The organism is Azospirillum endophyticum, from assembly GCF_016595245.1.
GTDB classification, from domain to species: Bacteria; Pseudomonadota; Alphaproteobacteria; order Azospirillales; family Azospirillaceae; genus Azospirillum; species Azospirillum endophyticum.
The window spans coordinates 900,043-914,197 of sequence record NZ_JAENHM010000073.1; the positions used below are offsets into that span (position 1 = coordinate 900,043).

Annotated in this window: 16 protein-coding genes; 9 read left to right on the forward strand and 7 right to left on the reverse strand. The window is 67.8% G+C overall.

The window, feature by feature from the left end:
• Positions 1 to 8: 8 nt before the first annotated feature.
• Positions 9 to 320 carry a hypothetical protein gene (locus JHL17_RS31045; protein ID WP_200198446.1) on the forward strand — a complete coding sequence of 104 codons (312 nt, stop codon included), beginning with the start codon at positions 9 to 11 and terminating at the stop codon, positions 318 to 320.
• Positions 321 to 375: 55 nt separating this feature from the next.
• Here JHL17_RS31045 and modC read toward each other — a convergent pair whose 3' ends face one another.
• From modC to modA, 3 genes are read right to left on the reverse strand one after another with little or no spacing between them, the layout of a single operon-like run.
• The gene (gene modC / locus JHL17_RS31050; RefSeq protein ID WP_200198447.1) at positions 376 to 1,497 is read right to left on the reverse strand and encodes a molybdenum ABC transporter ATP-binding protein; all 1,122 of its coding nucleotides are present in this window, start codon (positions 1,495 to 1,497) and stop codon (positions 376 to 378) included.
• 2 nt (positions 1,498 to 1,499) lie between these two features.
• Positions 1,500 to 2,195, reverse strand: a complete 696-nt coding sequence (modB, locus tag JHL17_RS31055) for a molybdate ABC transporter permease subunit (RefSeq protein ID WP_200198448.1) — start codon at positions 2,193 to 2,195, stop codon at positions 1,500 to 1,502.
• Positions 2,196 to 2,205: 10 nt separating this feature from the next.
• Positions 2,206 to 3,015 (reverse strand): molybdate ABC transporter substrate-binding protein, encoded by an 810-nt coding sequence (modA, locus tag JHL17_RS31060; RefSeq protein ID WP_200198449.1) that lies wholly within the window; start codon positions 3,013 to 3,015, stop codon positions 2,206 to 2,208.
• Between the two features lie 205 nt (positions 3,016 to 3,220).
• Here modA and rpe point away from each other — a divergent pair, with 205 nt between their 5' ends.
• A complete protein-coding gene (gene rpe, locus JHL17_RS31065; protein WP_200198450.1) occupies positions 3,221 to 3,874 on the forward strand; it encodes a ribulose-phosphate 3-epimerase in 654 nt (217 codons plus the stop codon).
• A gap of 216 nt (positions 3,875 to 4,090) precedes the next feature.
• Complete coding sequence (locus JHL17_RS31070; RefSeq protein WP_200198451.1) at positions 4,091 to 4,348, forward strand: GlsB/YeaQ/YmgE family stress response membrane protein; 258 nt, start codon at positions 4,091 to 4,093, stop codon at positions 4,346 to 4,348.
• A 96-nt stretch (positions 4,349 to 4,444) separates the two neighbouring features.
• Here JHL17_RS31070 and JHL17_RS31075 read toward each other — a convergent pair whose 3' ends face one another.
• From JHL17_RS31075 to JHL17_RS31085, 3 genes are all read right to left on the reverse strand, one after another.
• Positions 4,445 to 5,245: a response regulator gene (locus tag JHL17_RS31075; protein ID WP_200198452.1), complete on the reverse strand. Its 801-nt coding sequence runs from the start codon at positions 5,243 to 5,245 to the stop codon at positions 4,445 to 4,447.
• Positions 5,246 to 5,461: 216 nt separating this feature from the next.
• The gene (locus JHL17_RS31080) at positions 5,462 to 6,040 is read right to left on the reverse strand and encodes a thermonuclease family protein (protein WP_200198453.1); all 579 of its coding nucleotides are present in this window, start codon (positions 6,038 to 6,040) and stop codon (positions 5,462 to 5,464) included.
• Entirely contained in the window at positions 6,018 to 6,752 is a 735-nt protein-coding gene (locus JHL17_RS31085) for an SOS response-associated peptidase (protein ID WP_200198454.1), read from the reverse strand. Before JHL17_RS31085 ends, JHL17_RS31080 begins: the two co-directional genes overlap by 23 nt.
• Before the next feature lie 214 nt (positions 6,753 to 6,966).
• Here JHL17_RS31085 and JHL17_RS31090 point away from each other — a divergent pair, with 214 nt between their 5' ends.
• On the forward strand, positions 6,967 to 9,312 hold the full coding sequence (locus JHL17_RS31090) for a xanthine dehydrogenase family protein molybdopterin-binding subunit (RefSeq protein WP_200198455.1): 2,346 nt from the start codon (positions 6,967 to 6,969) through the stop codon (positions 9,310 to 9,312).
• 205 nt (positions 9,313 to 9,517) lie between these two features.
• A complete protein-coding gene (locus JHL17_RS31095) occupies positions 9,518 to 10,216 on the forward strand; it encodes an EAL domain-containing protein (RefSeq protein WP_200198456.1) in 699 nt (232 codons plus the stop codon).
• A 5-nt stretch (positions 10,217 to 10,221) separates the two neighbouring features.
• On the opposite strand, the gene JHL17_RS31100 is transcribed toward JHL17_RS31095, so the two are convergent.
• Entirely contained in the window at positions 10,222 to 10,710 is a 489-nt protein-coding gene (locus JHL17_RS31100) for a GNAT family N-acetyltransferase (RefSeq protein ID WP_247893902.1), read from the reverse strand.
• Positions 10,711 to 10,869: 159 nt separating this feature from the next.
• On the opposite strand from JHL17_RS31100, the gene cysQ reads away from it, so the two are divergent.
• From cysQ to rnhA, 4 genes are read left to right on the forward strand one after another with little or no spacing between them, the layout of a single operon-like run.
• Positions 10,870 to 11,646: a 3'(2'),5'-bisphosphate nucleotidase CysQ gene (cysQ, locus tag JHL17_RS31105; RefSeq protein WP_200198458.1), complete on the forward strand. Its 777-nt coding sequence runs from the start codon at positions 10,870 to 10,872 to the stop codon at positions 11,644 to 11,646.
• Complete coding sequence (locus JHL17_RS31110) at positions 11,643 to 12,476, forward strand: ferritin-like domain-containing protein (protein ID WP_200198459.1); 834 nt, start codon at positions 11,643 to 11,645, stop codon at positions 12,474 to 12,476. The genes cysQ and JHL17_RS31110 overlap by 4 nt, the downstream gene beginning before the upstream one ends.
• 13 nt (positions 12,477 to 12,489) lie before the next feature.
• The gene (locus tag JHL17_RS31115; RefSeq protein ID WP_200198460.1) at positions 12,490 to 13,473 is read left to right on the forward strand and encodes a homoserine kinase; all 984 of its coding nucleotides are present in this window, start codon (positions 12,490 to 12,492) and stop codon (positions 13,471 to 13,473) included.
• Positions 13,470 to 13,946: a ribonuclease HI gene (gene rnhA, locus JHL17_RS31120; protein ID WP_200198461.1), complete on the forward strand. Its 477-nt coding sequence runs from the start codon at positions 13,470 to 13,472 to the stop codon at positions 13,944 to 13,946. The genes JHL17_RS31115 and rnhA overlap by 4 nt, the downstream gene beginning before the upstream one ends.
• Positions 13,947 to 14,155 lie beyond the last annotated feature (209 nt).

Sequence of the window (14,155 nt, forward strand, 5' to 3'; positions counted from 1 at the left end):
GATACTCCATGCGCAGCAAATTTCTCATCGTGGCCCTGCCCGCCCTGCTTCTGGGGCTGGCGGCCTGCGACGACCACAACGCCCAGAACTCCAATGCGGCGAACCAGTCCAGCCCGACCACGAGCAGCGGGTCGAGCAGTGGATCGACCACCGTCCCGCCGCCCTCGACCGGCGTACCGGTACAGGGCGGCACCTCCGGCAATTCGATGAACGAGACCAGCGGCGCCACCAAAACCCTGCCGGGCGGCTCGACGGCCGGCGGCTCGGCCGGCGGCGGTGCCAGCACCGGCGGATCGTCCACCCCGTCGGGCGGTCAGTAGCCCCTGCGATACGGCTCCTCTCCCGTTTGCGGGAGAGGAGCCGCCGGACGGACGCTCATACGTCCACCACGCGCCGCCGCGGGTCCGAAGCCGAACCGCTGCTATCGGGTTCGAAGGCGATGCCCTTGACCAGCGCCACCACTTCGCGGCCGGGCGCCAGGCTCAGCTCGCGAACCGCCGCACGGGTGATGCGGGCGATCAGGAAGGACCCGCCCACCGCCAGCCGCAGGTCGGCGGATGACGGGCCGGCCTCCGCCACCTCCACCACCCTCGCTGCCAGCGCGTTGCGCAGGCTGACGCCCGTCGGTGGCTCCAGGGCGACGATGACGTCGCGGGCATGGATGTGCAGCCGCACCGGCGAACCCGGAGGGCGGTCGATCTGCGGCACGGTCAGGTGTCCGCCGTCGAAGGCGAGCACCGACAGCCCATCCGCCGGGATATGGCGCTCCACCGTCAGGTCCAGCACCGCGCCGGCCTCATGCGCCCCCGTCGCCGCCGACAGGTCCAGCCGCCCCATGACGGTGCCGACCGGCCCGGCCGCACGCACCCTGCCCTCCGCGATCAGCACCATCGTGGTGGCCAGCCGCACCACCTCGTCCAGCGCGTGGCTGACCATGACGATGGGGATCCGCATCTCATCCCGCAGCCGCTCGATATAGGGCATGATCTCCGCCTTGCGGGCGGAATCGAGCGAGGCCATCGGTTCGTCCATCAGCAGCAGGCGCGGCTGTGCCAGCAGCGCGCGACCGAAGGCGACCCGTTGCTTCTCGCCGCCGGACAGGCCGCGCGGCCGGCGGTCCAGCAGATGGCCCAGCCCCAGCAGATCCACCACCGGATCGAAGGCGATGCGGCGGTCGGCGGCCGGAACGCGGCGCAGGCCGTATTCAAGATTGCTGCGGACGCTCATGTGCGGGAACAGGCGCGAATCCTGGAAGACGTAACCGATGCGCCGTTTTTCCACCGGCACGTCGATGCGCCGCGTGCTGTCGAAGAAGACGGCATCACCGACGCGGATGTGTCCGGCATCCGGCCGGGTCAGCCCGGCGATGGCGTTGATGACCGATGTCTTGCCCGAACCGGAACGGCCGAACAACGCCGTCACCCCGCGCTCTTCGGCGGCGAAGGCGATGTCGAGGGCGAAGGCGCCCAGCCTCTGGCGGATTTGCACATCCAGCATGATCAGACCTGTCCGATCAGGCGGCGAACCCGGTTCGCCAGCAATTCCGACAGCATCAGCGCCAGCAGGGCCACCGAGAAGGAGATCGCCGCCAGCCGGGCCGCGACCGCATCCCCGCCCGGCTCCTGCGTCGCGGCATAGATCGCCAGCGGCAGGGTCTGCGTCTTGCCGGGGATGTTGGAGACGAAGGTGATGACCGCCCCGAACTCGCCCATCGCCGCGGCGAAGGCGACGATGGCGCCGGACAGCAGGCCGGGCGCCATCAACGGCAGCAGGATGGTGAAGAAGCGGTCGACCGGCCCGGCGCCCAGCGTGCGCGCCGCCGCCTCCAGCCCGCCGTCGATCGCCTCCACCGACAGGCGGATCGCCCGCACCATCAGCGGGAAGGAGGTCACCGCCACCGCCAGGGACGCCCCTTCCGCCGTGAAGATCAGCTTGATGCCGAAGGTCTGGTACAGCCAGCCGCCGACCACTCCCTTGGTCCCCATGGTCACCAGCAGAATGTAGCCGGTGACCACCGGCGGCAGGACCAGCGGCAGATGGACCAGCCCATCGACCAGCGTCTTGCCCGGAAAGGAATAACGACCAAGCACCCAGGCGGCGAGCACGGCGACCGGCAATCCCAGCGCGATGGCGACGCCCGCGACACGCAGGCTCAGCAGCAACGCGGTGGTTTCCATCGGCGTCAGGATATCCATGCCGCGAAGCTTACGGTGCTTTGGGCGCCGGGACGAATCCGAATTCCTTCCACACCGCCATGCCGTCGGGCGACTTCATGTAGTCGAGGAAGGCCGCCGCCGCCGGTGTCTTGGAGGACGCCGCCAGAGCTGCCGGATAGGTGATCGGCGGATAGCTGTCGGGCGGGAAGGCCGCGGCGACCTCCACACCCGGATCGACGGCGGCATCGGTGCGGTAGACGATCCCCACCGGCACCTCGCCGCGGCTGACCAGCACCAGGGCGGCACGCACGCTGTCGGCCCGCGCCAGCTTCGGTTCGACCGCCGTCCACTGGTCCAGCTTCTCCAGTGCGGCCTTGGCGTATTTTCCGACCGGAACGTTCGAAGGGTCGCCGGTGGAGAGCCGCCCGTCGCCCAGCTGGTCGGCCAGCTTGCCGCCCTTGGACAGATCGGGCTTCAGCGGGGAGCCCTTCGGCACCACGACCACCAGCTCGTTGCCCAGCAGGTTCACCCGGCTGTCGGTCTTGATGAGGTTGCGCTGCTGCAGATAATCCATCCAGTCGAGGTCGGCCGAGATGAAGATGTCGGCCGGAGCACCGTTCTCGATCTGCTTCGCCAGGGCCGAAGACGCGGCGAAAGAGGATGTCACGGTGGCGCCGGACTTCGCCTTGAATTGCGAGGCCAGTTTCTCCACCGCGTTCTTGGTCGAGGCGGCGGCCAGGACCAGCACGTCCTGCGCCATCGCCGCCGGGGCCGCCAGCGCCAGGCCAAGGCCCAGAACAGCCATCGTTGCCGCGCGCTTGAGCCCGCCGAACCCCGGAATCGCCTGTTTGCCGGTCATTGCCACCTCCTGCCGATGTGATGCTTCATCTATATACCAACGGATACAGCGCTCGGCGGTTGCGGTAAAGCGCAAACGGCGCAGTTCGCGCTGCGGCACGATGGCGGTCAGTCACATCATGTCATGACTTGCGTCGTGACCCCGTGATAGGACATGCGGCGAATCGGATCAGCTCCCCCTGCCCCCCTTGCTCCAGGAAAGCCCCATGCGCGCCGTGAAGATTTCCCCCTCGATTCTCTCCGCCGATTTCGCCCGGCTGGGCGAGGAGGTCCGTGCGGTCGACGCCGCCGGCGCCGATTACATCCACATCGACGTGATGGACGGACATTTCGTGCCGAACCTGACCATCGGGCCGGGCGTGGTGAAGGCGCTGCGTCCCCATACCGCGAAGATCTTCGACGTCCATCTTATGATCTCGCCGGTCGACCTGTTCGTCCCCGACTTCGCCAAGGCCGGAGCCGACATCATCACCGTCCATCCGGAGGCCGGTCCGCACCTGCACCGCACCATCCAGCTGATCAAGTCGCTGGGGAAGAAGTCGGGCGTGTCGCTCAACCCGGCCACGCCGGTCGACGCCATCCAACATGTGCTGGAAGACATCGACCTCGTTCTGGTGATGACGGTCAACCCCGGTTTCGGCGGCCAGAGCTTCATCAAGAGCCAGCTTCCGAAGATCCGAGATCTGCGCGGCCGCATCGACGCGCTCGGCAAGCAGATCGACCTGGAGGTCGACGGCGGCATCAACCCGGAGACCGCGCGCTTGGCGATCGAGGCCGGCGCCGACGTGCTGGTGGCCGGCACCGCCACCTTCACCGGCGGACCGGCGCAGTATGCCGCCAACATCAGCGCGCTGCGGTAAGCACGCCAGCCAGTGAAACGCTGCGGCCCTGCATGGCCTCCCCCGGGGAAGCGATGCGGGGCCGCTCCGTTCGGGCGGGAAGGCTCCGCTTCACCGAAAGAGTGGCCGTCAAAAAGAACCACCCGCCCAAAAGATCCGCCGGCGCGGAGAACCAATCGCCTCCTTGCCCGTTATTGGGCATGGGAAGACGGTCCCGCAACGGAAGGGAAATCAACCATGGGCATTCTCTGGACGATCATCATCGGCTTTCTCGCCGGCATCGTCGCCAAGTTCCTGATGCCGGGTCGCGATCCGGGCGGCTTCATCATCACCACCCTGCTGGGCATCGCCGGTGCCTTCGTTGCCACCTATCTGGGCGCCGCCGTCGGCTGGTACCGGCCGGGCGAGGGAGCCGGTTTCATCGGCGCCATCGTCGGCGCGGTCATCATCCTGGCCATCTACCGCATGATCGCCGGCCGTCGCACGACGGTCTGACAGTCGGGTCAGAGATCTGCCGGCTTTCCTGAAAGCCGGCCATGCCAAAGGGACCACCGGACGACCGGCGGTCCCTTTTTGCATCCCGTCAGAAATTCAAGCGAGCGCCACCGGCTGCGGCATGAAGATGGCGCGGGAGATGGCGGCCTGGATACCGGCATTGGTGAAGGGCTTGCGAACGATCTGCCCCAGATGACGGGCATCGCGGGCGAGGATGTCGTCGTCGAAGGCGGTGACGAAGATCGTCCGGAGGTCGCGCACCCGCTTCAGCCGCCGCGCGAGTTCGATCCCGCTTCCCCCATCCGCCAGCCGCACATCCAGCAGGGCCAAGGTCGGCTTTTCCACCTTCAACAGAGCCAGCGCCTCCGCCTCGTTGCCAGCGGTGCCGCAGAGCACATGCCCCATCTCCGCAACCAGCGCCCCGAGTTCCATCGCCAGCAGGACATTGTCCTCGACCACCATCACCCTCTGCACCATGGCGTCGCGCACCCGCGCACGGGCGGTCTTCAGCCGCTCGATGGCCTCGCCCACCCGCAGCTGCAGCACCCTGGCCGCCTGCGGCAAGCTCAGCCCTTCCAGGGCGGTCAGCAGATAAAGGCGGCGATCCGCCTCCGGCAATTCGGTCAGGGCACGTTCGATGGGATGGGGCGACGGCAGCGGGCGGCCGGGCGTGCCGAACTCCTCCGAACGATCGAACAGCAGGTTCAGCAGGGCATACATCGAGAGGCGCGCGCCATCGCCGCCGCGGTCCAACCCGAAGCGCGAGGGAGCCATGGCCGCGGCCTCCACGCAGCGGGTCACCAGCGCGTCGCCGCGATCGGTGGTGCCGGTCAGCGCCCGCGCATAGCGGCGCAGCACCGGAACCACTTCGAACAGTTCACATTCGTAAACGAGCATACCCGTGACTCCGCTCCCCGATGGGAGTTGCCGCTCTGGAATCGTGCCGGCCCCGCCCGATCATAGTGGGCCACCGTCATTGGTTTGGAGATCACCCTTCCTCGTCGAATCGTACCACGACCGGCGGAATGGCCGAATGGGAAATGGAGGTGCCCGCCGCCGACGGACGATCAAACCCCGACGATCAGGGGCCGTTAACCGAAAGGTTGGTTTCGCTCATTTTACAGTCTCGCGCAGTTGCCTGCTGCGCCATTGCCAGGGCTTTTCCACCTGCCCGGCCCACAGCCCCATGCGCTTGCTCTGGGCATAGGCCTCGCCCTTCTGATAGGCCGGCGACAGGCTGGCATATTGGAAAGCCCAGCCGCGCGCCACCATCGCCGCCCCCAGGTCGACGCCGCGCACCCGGCATTCGCCCTTCTTCTCCCCGGTGCGGTCCTGCTCCGTGATCGTACAGGTCACCTCCTCGCCCTTCACCATGTTGGCGAGGACGGCCGTGGCGACCTTGAAGCAATCCAGCTCGTGCCCGTAGCGGTTCTTGCATTTCTGCCCCGGATCCGGTGCATCGATGCCCATCAGCCGGACCGCCGTGCCGTTGACCGTCAGCAGGTCGCCCTCCACCGCCATGGCGGATCCCTTGATGGTCTGGTCCGGCGTGTTGGCGATGGGGCCGCGCCCCTTGGCAGCCTGGTTGGTCTGCGCCGCAGCCGGCCCCGCCGCCAGAGCGAATGCGGCCACCATCGCGACCAACGCCGCACCCCGAACCGCCGGTGCCCTAGAACAGGCTCGGCTGGTCATCGCCCGGCTTTCCCTTGGCCTTGCCGGGAGCGATCTCTTGCGGCGGGTCGAGGCAGGAGCAGTCGTCGTTGCGCACGCTGTTCACCCGCGGCCCCACCGGCACGACGTCCAGCCAATCTTCCGGAGCGGAACGGATCAACCCCTCCACCACCGGCAACGGCGTCGCCGGATCCAGCCACGCATCCCAGTCGGCAGGGTCGAGGACCACCGGCATGCGATCGTGCAGGACGGACAGGGTGGCGTTGGTCGCCGTCGTCACCACCGTCGCCGTTTCCAAGGGCGGATCGAGCGGTGGCGCCCCCTTCGGCCCGCGCCAGCGCTCCCACAACCCGGCGAGCGCGAACAGGCCGCGGTCGCGCCGGCGGATGACGTGGCCCTGCTTGCGCGGCTTCGCTCCCTCCCCCACGCTGGTCCATTCATAGAATCCGTCGAGCGGGATCAGGCAGCGGCGCTTGCGGAAGGCGTCGCGGAAGGCCGGCTTGTCGGCAACCGATTCGCCTCGTGCATTGATCATCCGCCCGCCGATGGCCGGATCGTCGGCCCAGGGCGGCACCAGCCCCCAGCGGACCATCGCCAGATGGCGGCCGTCCTCCTCGCGCCGGATGACGGGAATATCCTGGGTCGGAGCGATATTCCACCGCGGCATCAGGTTCGGCCGCTCGCGCACGCCGAAGACGCGCTCGATCTCATTGATCGGGGTGGTGAGAAGCATGCGTCCACACATGCCCTGCAATATGGTGCCTGCCGGCCCGTCGCGCCAGATCCGCTTCGCGGCCCATTGCGGCCGTTCCTGTTCGCCCACCCGACAATCATTGCAGCCGACAACCGTCACCCATGCCGCCCGTCGGGGTTTCCCTGACGCTCAAGCCGGCCTATCTTCGCGGGGCACAAACAATCGCATCGAACCGGAAGGCGGGAGTTCACCCATGAAGTTCGGCATCGGACAGGCGGTTCCGCGCACCGAAGACGCCCGGCTGCTGACCGGCGGCGGCCGCTACACCGACGACGTGTCTCTTCCCGGACAGGCCTATGCGGCCTTCGTCCGCTCTCCCCATGCCTTCGCCGCCATCGGCGCGATCGATGTTGCGGAAGCGCTGGCCCAACCCGGCGTGCTGGCGGTCTACACCGTCGCCGACCTCGACGCCGAGCAGATCGGCATGATCCCCTGCCAGGCTGCGCTGAAGCAGCGCGATGGATCGAATTACGTCCAGACGCCGCGCCCGGCGCTGGCCCGTGGCTTCGCCCGCCATGTCGGCGATCCGGTCGCCATGGTGGTGGCCGAGACGCTGGAGGCCGCACGCGATGCGGCCGAGCTGGTGATGGTCGATTACGAGGATCGTCCGCCCGTCACCGGCACGCTGGCGGCGCTGGAACCAGGACGCCCGCTGGTGTGGGACGAGGCGCCGGACAACCTCTGCTTCGACTGGGACACCGGCGACGAGGCGGCGGTGGAGGCCGCGCTTGCCGCTGCCCACCGCGTGGTGGAGCTGGAGCTGGTCAACAACCGCGTCGTCGCCAACCCGATGGAAGGCCGCGCCTGCGTCGCCGGTGTCGAATCGGGCTCCGACGGTGCCCCCGGCCGCCTGCTGATCTATGTCACCAGCCAGGGCGTCCACGGCCTGCAGAAGCAGTTCGCCAAGATCCTGAACGAACCCGACTCCCGCATCCGCGTGCTGACCACCGATGTCGGCGGCGGCTTCGGCATGAAGCTGTTCAACTATCCGGAATATGTCGCCTGCCTGTTCGCCGCGCGCCGGCTGAACCGCGCGGTGAAATGGGCCGCCGACCGGATCGAGGGCTTCATCAGCGACGACCATGGCCGCGACCATGTCAGCAAGGCGCGCCTCGCGCTCGATGCCGACGGTCATTTCCTTGGGCTTCGGGTCGACACCGTCGCCAATCTGGGCGCGTATCTGTCCAACTATGGGCCCTTCATCCCGACCGATGCGGGATCGGCGATGCTGGTCGGCTCCTACAAGACGCCGGCCGTCTATGTGCGGGTGAAGGGCGTCTTCACCAACACCCAGCCGGTGGACGCCTATCGCGGCGCCGGCCGGCCGGAAGCGGCCTATCTGCTGGAACGGCTGATCGACCATGCCGGCCGCGTCACCGGCCTCGGCCCGGCGGAGATCCGGCGGCGCAACTTCATCCCGGCCGCCGCCATGCCTTATGCCACCCCGATGGGACAGGTCTACGACACCGGCGAGTTCGTCCGGAATCTGGAAGACGGTCTGGTCCTCGCCGACATGGCCGGCCTGCCCGCCCGCAAGGCGGAGGCGAAGGCCCGAGGCAAACTGCGCGGCGCCGGCCTAGCCACCTATATCGAGGCCTGCTCGGGCGGCGGACCGGAGCAGGCGACCGTCCAGGTCAACGGCGACGGCAAGGTGGTGCTGATGATCGGCACCCAGACCAACGGCCAGGGCCACGAGACCGCCTACAAGCAGATCCTCGCCGACCGGCTGGGCGTCCCGCCGGAGGATGTCGAGGTGGTGCAGGGCGATACCGACCGCGTCAGCTGGGGGTCCGGCACCGGCGGCTCCCGCTCCGTCCCGGTCGGCGGTTCGGCGCTGGCCGAGGGGGCCGCCAAGGTGGTGAAGGCCGCGACGAGCGTCGCCGCCGACCTGCTGGAAAGCGCGGAGGTGGATGTGGAGTTCGCCGACGGCCGGTTCACCATCGTCGGCACCGACCGCGCCGTGTCGCTCAAGGAGGTTGCCGCCAAGGCGGCGGAGGGCGACGGCAGGGGCGGTACCGGCATCGCCTTTTCCGAGATGGCGCGCTGGACCCCGCCGGCCAGCACCTTCCCCAACGGCTGCCACGTCGCGGAGGTGGAGATCGACCCCGGCACCGGCATCGTCGAGGTGGTGCGCTACAGCGTCGTCGACGATTTCGGCACGGTCATCAACCCGATGCTGGTGATCGGCCAGATCCATGGCGGCGTCGCCCAAGGCTTGGGGCAGGCGTTGCAAGAGCGCGTGGTGTTCGATCCCGACAGCGGGCAGCTTCTGTCCGGTTCCTTCATGGACTATCAGATGCCGCGCGCGGTCGACATACCGCCGATCGAGGTGAAGCTGAACAGCGTGCCCAGCACCACCAACATGCTGGGCATGAAGGGCGCCGGCGAGGCCGGAGCCATCGGCGCGCCGCCGGCCATCATCAACGCGGTCGTCGATGCGCTGTCCGGCCTCGGCATCACCCACATCGACATGCCGGCGACACCCGAAGCGGTATGGGCGGCGATCCGCGGGGCAGAGCTGCGACTGGCGGCGGAATAGACCCGTCGCCCAGGGCTTCGCCGGAGGCATAAGGGAAAGTCCTAGTCGGAAGGTGTGGCGTTTGCCACACCTCCGTCGGATGAAATCGATGGTATCGCTCCTTACCTAAAAGTGGTGATCTTGATCTGGTAGGGGTAAGGCGATGGCGTTTGGCGACGGCGGATGCGGCGGTCAATGTGCGGACCGGCTCGATCTGGACTTCACGATGGCGTTCCAGCCCATCGTCGATGTCGCCAACGGCGCCGTCTGGGCGCATGAGGCGCTGGTGCGCGGCATGCAGGGCCAGGGTGCCGGATGGGTGCTGGGCCAAGTCACCGACTCGACACGCTATGCCTTCGACCAGTCCTGCCGGATCAAGGCCATCGAACTGGCCTCGGCCCTGCCGATGAACGGCGCCCGCCTGTCGATCAACTTCCTGCCGAACGCCGTCTACAAGGCGGAGGCCTGCATCCGGGCGACGCTCGCCGCCGCCCGGCGCACCGGCTTTCCCACCGACCGCATCATCTTCGAGGTGACGGAGAACGAGCGGGTGGTGGACCACGACCATCTGAAAAGCATCTTCAACGAATACAAGCGCCAGGGCTTCCTGACCGCGATCGACGATTTCGGCTCGGGCTATTCCGGCCTGAACCTGCTGGCCGAGTTCCAGCCCGACATCATCAAGCTGGACATGGAGCTGACCCGCAACATCGATACCGAGCGGGCCCGGCGCAGCATCGTCAAGGCGATCCTGGCGGTGTGCGAGGATCTTGCCATCACCCCCATCGCCGAGGGCATCGAGACGGTGGAGGAAGCCAAGGCCCTGCGCGATTTGGGTGTCACCCTGATGCAGGGCTACCTGTTCGCCAAGCCGGCTTTCCAATCCATGGTGACCGAACTGAACCTGGCGGGCTTGACCGCCTGACCCGCTCAGGAGGGCCGGATCGGCGCGGTCATATAGCTCATTCCCCCACCATAGCTCGCCAGCTTGGCCGCCAGCGCCGGCCCACCCTCGCGATAGGACGTGAAGCCGACCCGCTCCCAATAGCTGCGCGCGCCGGGCGTCGACGTGAGCGCCAGCCACCGCCATCCCTCCCGTCCCGCCAGCCGATGCGCATAACCCAGCACCCCCGCCCCCAGCCCGGTGCCGCGGGCCATCGGCAGCAGCGCGATGTCGTGCAGGTAGAGGCAGTCCGCATCCGGGGGCAGCGCTCCCAACGGCGAGTCGAGCGGCGGCGGGACGCCCAGCTTGCCCGGATGCATGACGCCGTAGCCGATGGCGTCGCCGCGGCATTCCGCCACCCGGCAGCCGGCGGGATAGAGTGCCAGCCGTTCCTCGAACACGCCGCGCTCCTCCGGATAGGCCGGATGCACGATGTCCGCGATGGCAAGGATCCGGTCGAGATCGGTGGCGGTCATAGCACGCCATAGGGCCGATGCGCCGTCGCCGTCCACTCGTCCATCCCGTGGCTGAAATCCCGCCGTCATCCGCCTTCTCCGTCCCACACCCGTTCAAGAGCTTCCGGCCCGCCATCGGGCACGGTATGCTGACTCTTCATACCATAGGGAGATTACCCCATGCCCGATGCCGCTGTGGCGCGCCTGCTGCCGACGGTCCGCACCATCGCCCACGAGGCCGGTCAGGTCATCCTGCGCTTCTACAATGACGGTATCGACGTCGCCACCAAGGTCGACGGCAGCCCGGTGACGCAGGCCGACCAGGCGGCGGAGGCGGTGATCGTCCCGGCGCTTCACCACCTGCTGCCCGGCGTTCCCGTGGTCGCGGAAGAGGCGATGGCCGCCGGCCACAAGCCGGACATTTCCGGCGGCCGGTTCTGGCTGGTCGATCCGCTCGACGGCACCAAGGAATTCATCTCCCGCAATGGCGAGTTCACGGTGAACATCGCCCTGATCGAGAATGGCGTCCCGGTCCTGGGCGTCGTCTATGCCCCCGCCACCGGCGACATCTACGCCGCGGCCGGTCCCGGCACCGCGATCCATTGCGCCGAGGGGCGGCACGATCACCCGATCGCCGTCCGCAACCCGCCGGCCGACGGGCTGACCGTGGTCGCCAGCCGGTCGCACGGCAGCGGGTCGGTGCTGGACGACTTCCTCGGCAAGTTCGCTGTCAAGGACCGGGTATCCTGCGGCAGTTCGCTGAAGTTCTGCACGGTGGCGAGCGGCAAGGCCGACCTCTACCCGCGCTTCGGGCCGACCAGCGAATGGGACACCGCCGCCGGCCATGCCGTGCTGGTCGGCGCCGGCGGCCGGGTCGAGCAACCGGACGGTTCGCCCCTGGTCTATGGCAAGGACGACATCCTGAACCCGCACTTCGTCGCCTACGGCTGGAAATGACTTCGTCCGTATCGTGCCTTGGTGACGCGGCGACCGCGGTGCTGACCACCGCGGCGCCGCTGGAGAAAGTGCGCCTGACCCGCCTTCACGCCGCCGCCTGGCGCGACGGCCTGCTGGCGCCCGACGTGCCGGCATTGCCGCCCGAGCGCCCGGCCCGCCCCGACCGGCCGGAGTTGAAGCTGCCGCGCGACATGCCCAAGCGCGGACGCGGCGGCAATGCGCAGAACCGCATCGCCCTGCTGCATGCGCTGGCCCACATCGAGTTGAACGCCATCGACCTCGCCTGGGACATCGTTGCCCGATTCGCCCCCCTCGGCCTGCCGAAGGGCTTCACCGACGATTGGATCGGCGTTGCCGACGACGAGGCGCGGCATTTCCAGATGCTGGAGGCGCGGCTGAACGCGCTGGGATCCTCCTACGGCGATCTTCCCGCCCATGACGGGCTATGGCAGGCGGCGATGGAGACGGCGCACGACCTTGCCGCCCGGCTGGCTGTGGTCCCGATGGTGCTCGAGGCGCGCGGCCTGGACGTCACCCCTGAAACGGTGCGCCGCCTGCGCGATTTCGGCGATGGGGAGAGCGCCGACCTGCTGCAGATCATCCATGATGAGGAGATCGGCCATGTCGCTGCCGGCCGGCGGTGGTTCGTCCATCTCTGCGCGGAGCGTGGAGCGGAGCCGGTCGCCTTCTGGCAGGAGTTGGTCGGCCGCCATTTCCGCGGCGGGCTGAAGCGTCCCTTCAACACCGAAAGCCGCCGGCTTGCCGGCTTCGGCCCGGAATATTACGAGCCGATCACACCCGAAATTGACCGCAGGCCGGAAACCCGGTAAGGCGCTGGATACCATGGCCGTTTATACCGAAGTCACCGACGAGGATCTCAGCACCTTCGCCGCCCAGTACGATCTGGGCGCGGTGCTGTCGTGCAAAGGCATCGCAGAGGGGGTGGAGAATTCCAACTTCCTGCTGGTGACCGAACGCGGTCCCTACATCCTGACGCTCTATGAAAAGCGCACGCGGAGGGAGGATCTGCCCTTCTTCCTCGGCCTGATGGAGCATCTGGCGGAAAAGGGGATCGCCTGCCCGCTGCCGGTCGCGGCCCGCGACGGCGTGGCGCTTCGCGAACTGTGCGGCCGACCGGCGGTGATCGTCACCTTCCTGGCCGGCATGTGGCCCCGCCGCATCACGCCGCAGCATTGCGCCCAGCTTGGCGAGGCGCTGGCCCACCTGCATCTGGCGGTCGGCGACTTCCGCATGGAAAGGCCGAACGCGCTGGCATTGCCCGGCTGGAAGGAGCTGTTCGCCAAGTCGGCGCTCCGTGCCGACGAGGTCGCTCCCGGCCTGCGGGCGACGCTGGACTCCGAATTGGCGGCGCTGGAGGCCAACTGGCCGGTCGGCCTGCCTGCGGGCGTCATCCATGCCGACCTGTTTCCGGACAACGTCTTTTTCCGGGGCGACAGCCTGTCCGGTCTGATCGACTTCTATTTTGCCTGCAACGACTTCCTCGCCTATGACGTGGCGATCTGCATCAATGCCTGGTGCTTCGAGATCGACGGGTCGTTCAACGCCACCAAGGCACGGCTGCTGCTCTCCAACTACCGCAAGGTCCGGCCGCTCTCGCGCGACGAGTTGGACGCCCTGCCCTGGCTCTGCCGCGGCAGCGCCGTGCGCTTCCTGCTGACCCGCCTCTACGACTGGCTGAACCACCCGCCGGGGGCCTTCGTGCGGCCGAAGGATCCGCTGGAATACCTGCGCAAGCTGCGCTTCCACCAGTCGGTCCGCGGTCTGGGCGACTATTTCCTGGACGATTCCGATATGGGCGGGCGATGAGCGAAGAAACTGTCCCAACCGAAGCCGGCCGCAAGACGGTCGATATCTTCACCGACGGCGCCTGCAGCGGCAATCCCGGCCCCGGCGGCTGGGGGGCCATCCTGCGTTATGGCGAGGTGGAGAAGGAATTGTATGGCGGCGAACCGGCGACCACCAACAACCGCATGGAACTGATGGCCGCCATCATGGCGCTGGAGGCGTTGAAGAAGCCGGTGACCATCCGTCTCTTCACCGACAGCGAATATGTGAAGAACGGCATCACCAAGTGGATCCATGGCTGGAAGGCCAAGGGCTGGATGACCGCCGACAGGAAGCCGGTGAAGAACGTCGATCTCTGGCAGCGCCTGGAGGAAGCGAAGAAACAGCACGAGATCGAGTTCCACTGGGTCCGCGGCCATGCCGGCCACCCGGAGAACGAACGCGCCGACGAACTGGCACGGCGCGGCGTGGCCGACATACGGGCGCGGGGGTGACCCTACAAGCCCTCTCCCGCCCCGGGCTACGGGATGCACAGATCTCGCGCTTGCGGCAGGAAAAGCATCTCAAAGTTGCGCGTAGCCCCTCTCCCCTCGCGGGAGAGGGGTTGGGGTGAGGGGCGCAAGTTTGATTTCCACCGACCTCCGGCCGGCCGCCCCCTTGTGTCTTTGAGTTTTGCTAGAAGAGAAGCCCTGGGGGGTGGGGC

Excerpts from the sequence above, each read along its gene's own strand:
- rpe (WP_200198450.1), top strand. The coding sequence starts at position 3,221 with ATGCGCGCCGTGAAGATTTCCCCCTCGATTCTCTCCGCCGATTTCGCC.
- JHL17_RS31045 (WP_200198446.1), top strand. The coding sequence starts at position 9 with ATGCGCAGCAAATTTCTCATCGTGGCCCTGCCCGCCCTGCTTCTGGGG.
- modB (WP_200198448.1), bottom strand. The coding sequence starts at position 2,195 with ATGGATATCCTGACGCCGATGGAAACCACCGCGTTGCTGCTGAGCCTG.
- modC (WP_200198447.1), bottom strand. The coding sequence starts at position 1,497 with ATGCTGGATGTGCAAATCCGCCAGAGGCTGGGCGCCTTCGCCCTCGAC.
- cysQ (WP_200198458.1), top strand. The coding sequence starts at position 10,870 with ATGCCCGATGCCGCTGTGGCGCGCCTGCTGCCGACGGTCCGCACCATC.
- JHL17_RS31070 (WP_200198451.1), top strand. The coding sequence starts at position 4,091 with ATGGGCATTCTCTGGACGATCATCATCGGCTTTCTCGCCGGCATCGTC.
- JHL17_RS31080 (WP_200198453.1), bottom strand. The coding sequence starts at position 6,040 with ATGACCAGCCGAGCCTGTTCTAGGGCACCGGCGGTTCGGGGTGCGGCG.
- JHL17_RS31110 (WP_200198459.1), top strand. The coding sequence starts at position 11,643 with ATGACTTCGTCCGTATCGTGCCTTGGTGACGCGGCGACCGCGGTGCTG.
- rnhA (WP_200198461.1), top strand. The coding sequence starts at position 13,470 with ATGAGCGAAGAAACTGTCCCAACCGAAGCCGGCCGCAAGACGGTCGAT.
- JHL17_RS31100 (WP_247893902.1), bottom strand. The coding sequence starts at position 10,710 with ATGACCGCCACCGATCTCGACCGGATCCTTGCCATCGCGGACATCGTG.
- JHL17_RS31085 (WP_200198454.1), bottom strand. The coding sequence starts at position 6,752 with ATGCTTCTCACCACCCCGATCAATGAGATCGAGCGCGTCTTCGGCGTG.
- JHL17_RS31095 (WP_200198456.1), top strand. The coding sequence starts at position 9,518 with ATGGCGTTCCAGCCCATCGTCGATGTCGCCAACGGCGCCGTCTGGGCG.
- JHL17_RS31090 (WP_200198455.1), top strand. The coding sequence starts at position 6,967 with ATGAAGTTCGGCATCGGACAGGCGGTTCCGCGCACCGAAGACGCCCGG.
- modA (WP_200198449.1), bottom strand. The coding sequence starts at position 3,015 with ATGACCGGCAAACAGGCGATTCCGGGGTTCGGCGGGCTCAAGCGCGCG.
- JHL17_RS31115 (WP_200198460.1), top strand. The coding sequence starts at position 12,490 with ATGGCCGTTTATACCGAAGTCACCGACGAGGATCTCAGCACCTTCGCC.
- JHL17_RS31075 (WP_200198452.1), bottom strand. The coding sequence starts at position 5,245 with ATGCTCGTTTACGAATGTGAACTGTTCGAAGTGGTTCCGGTGCTGCGC.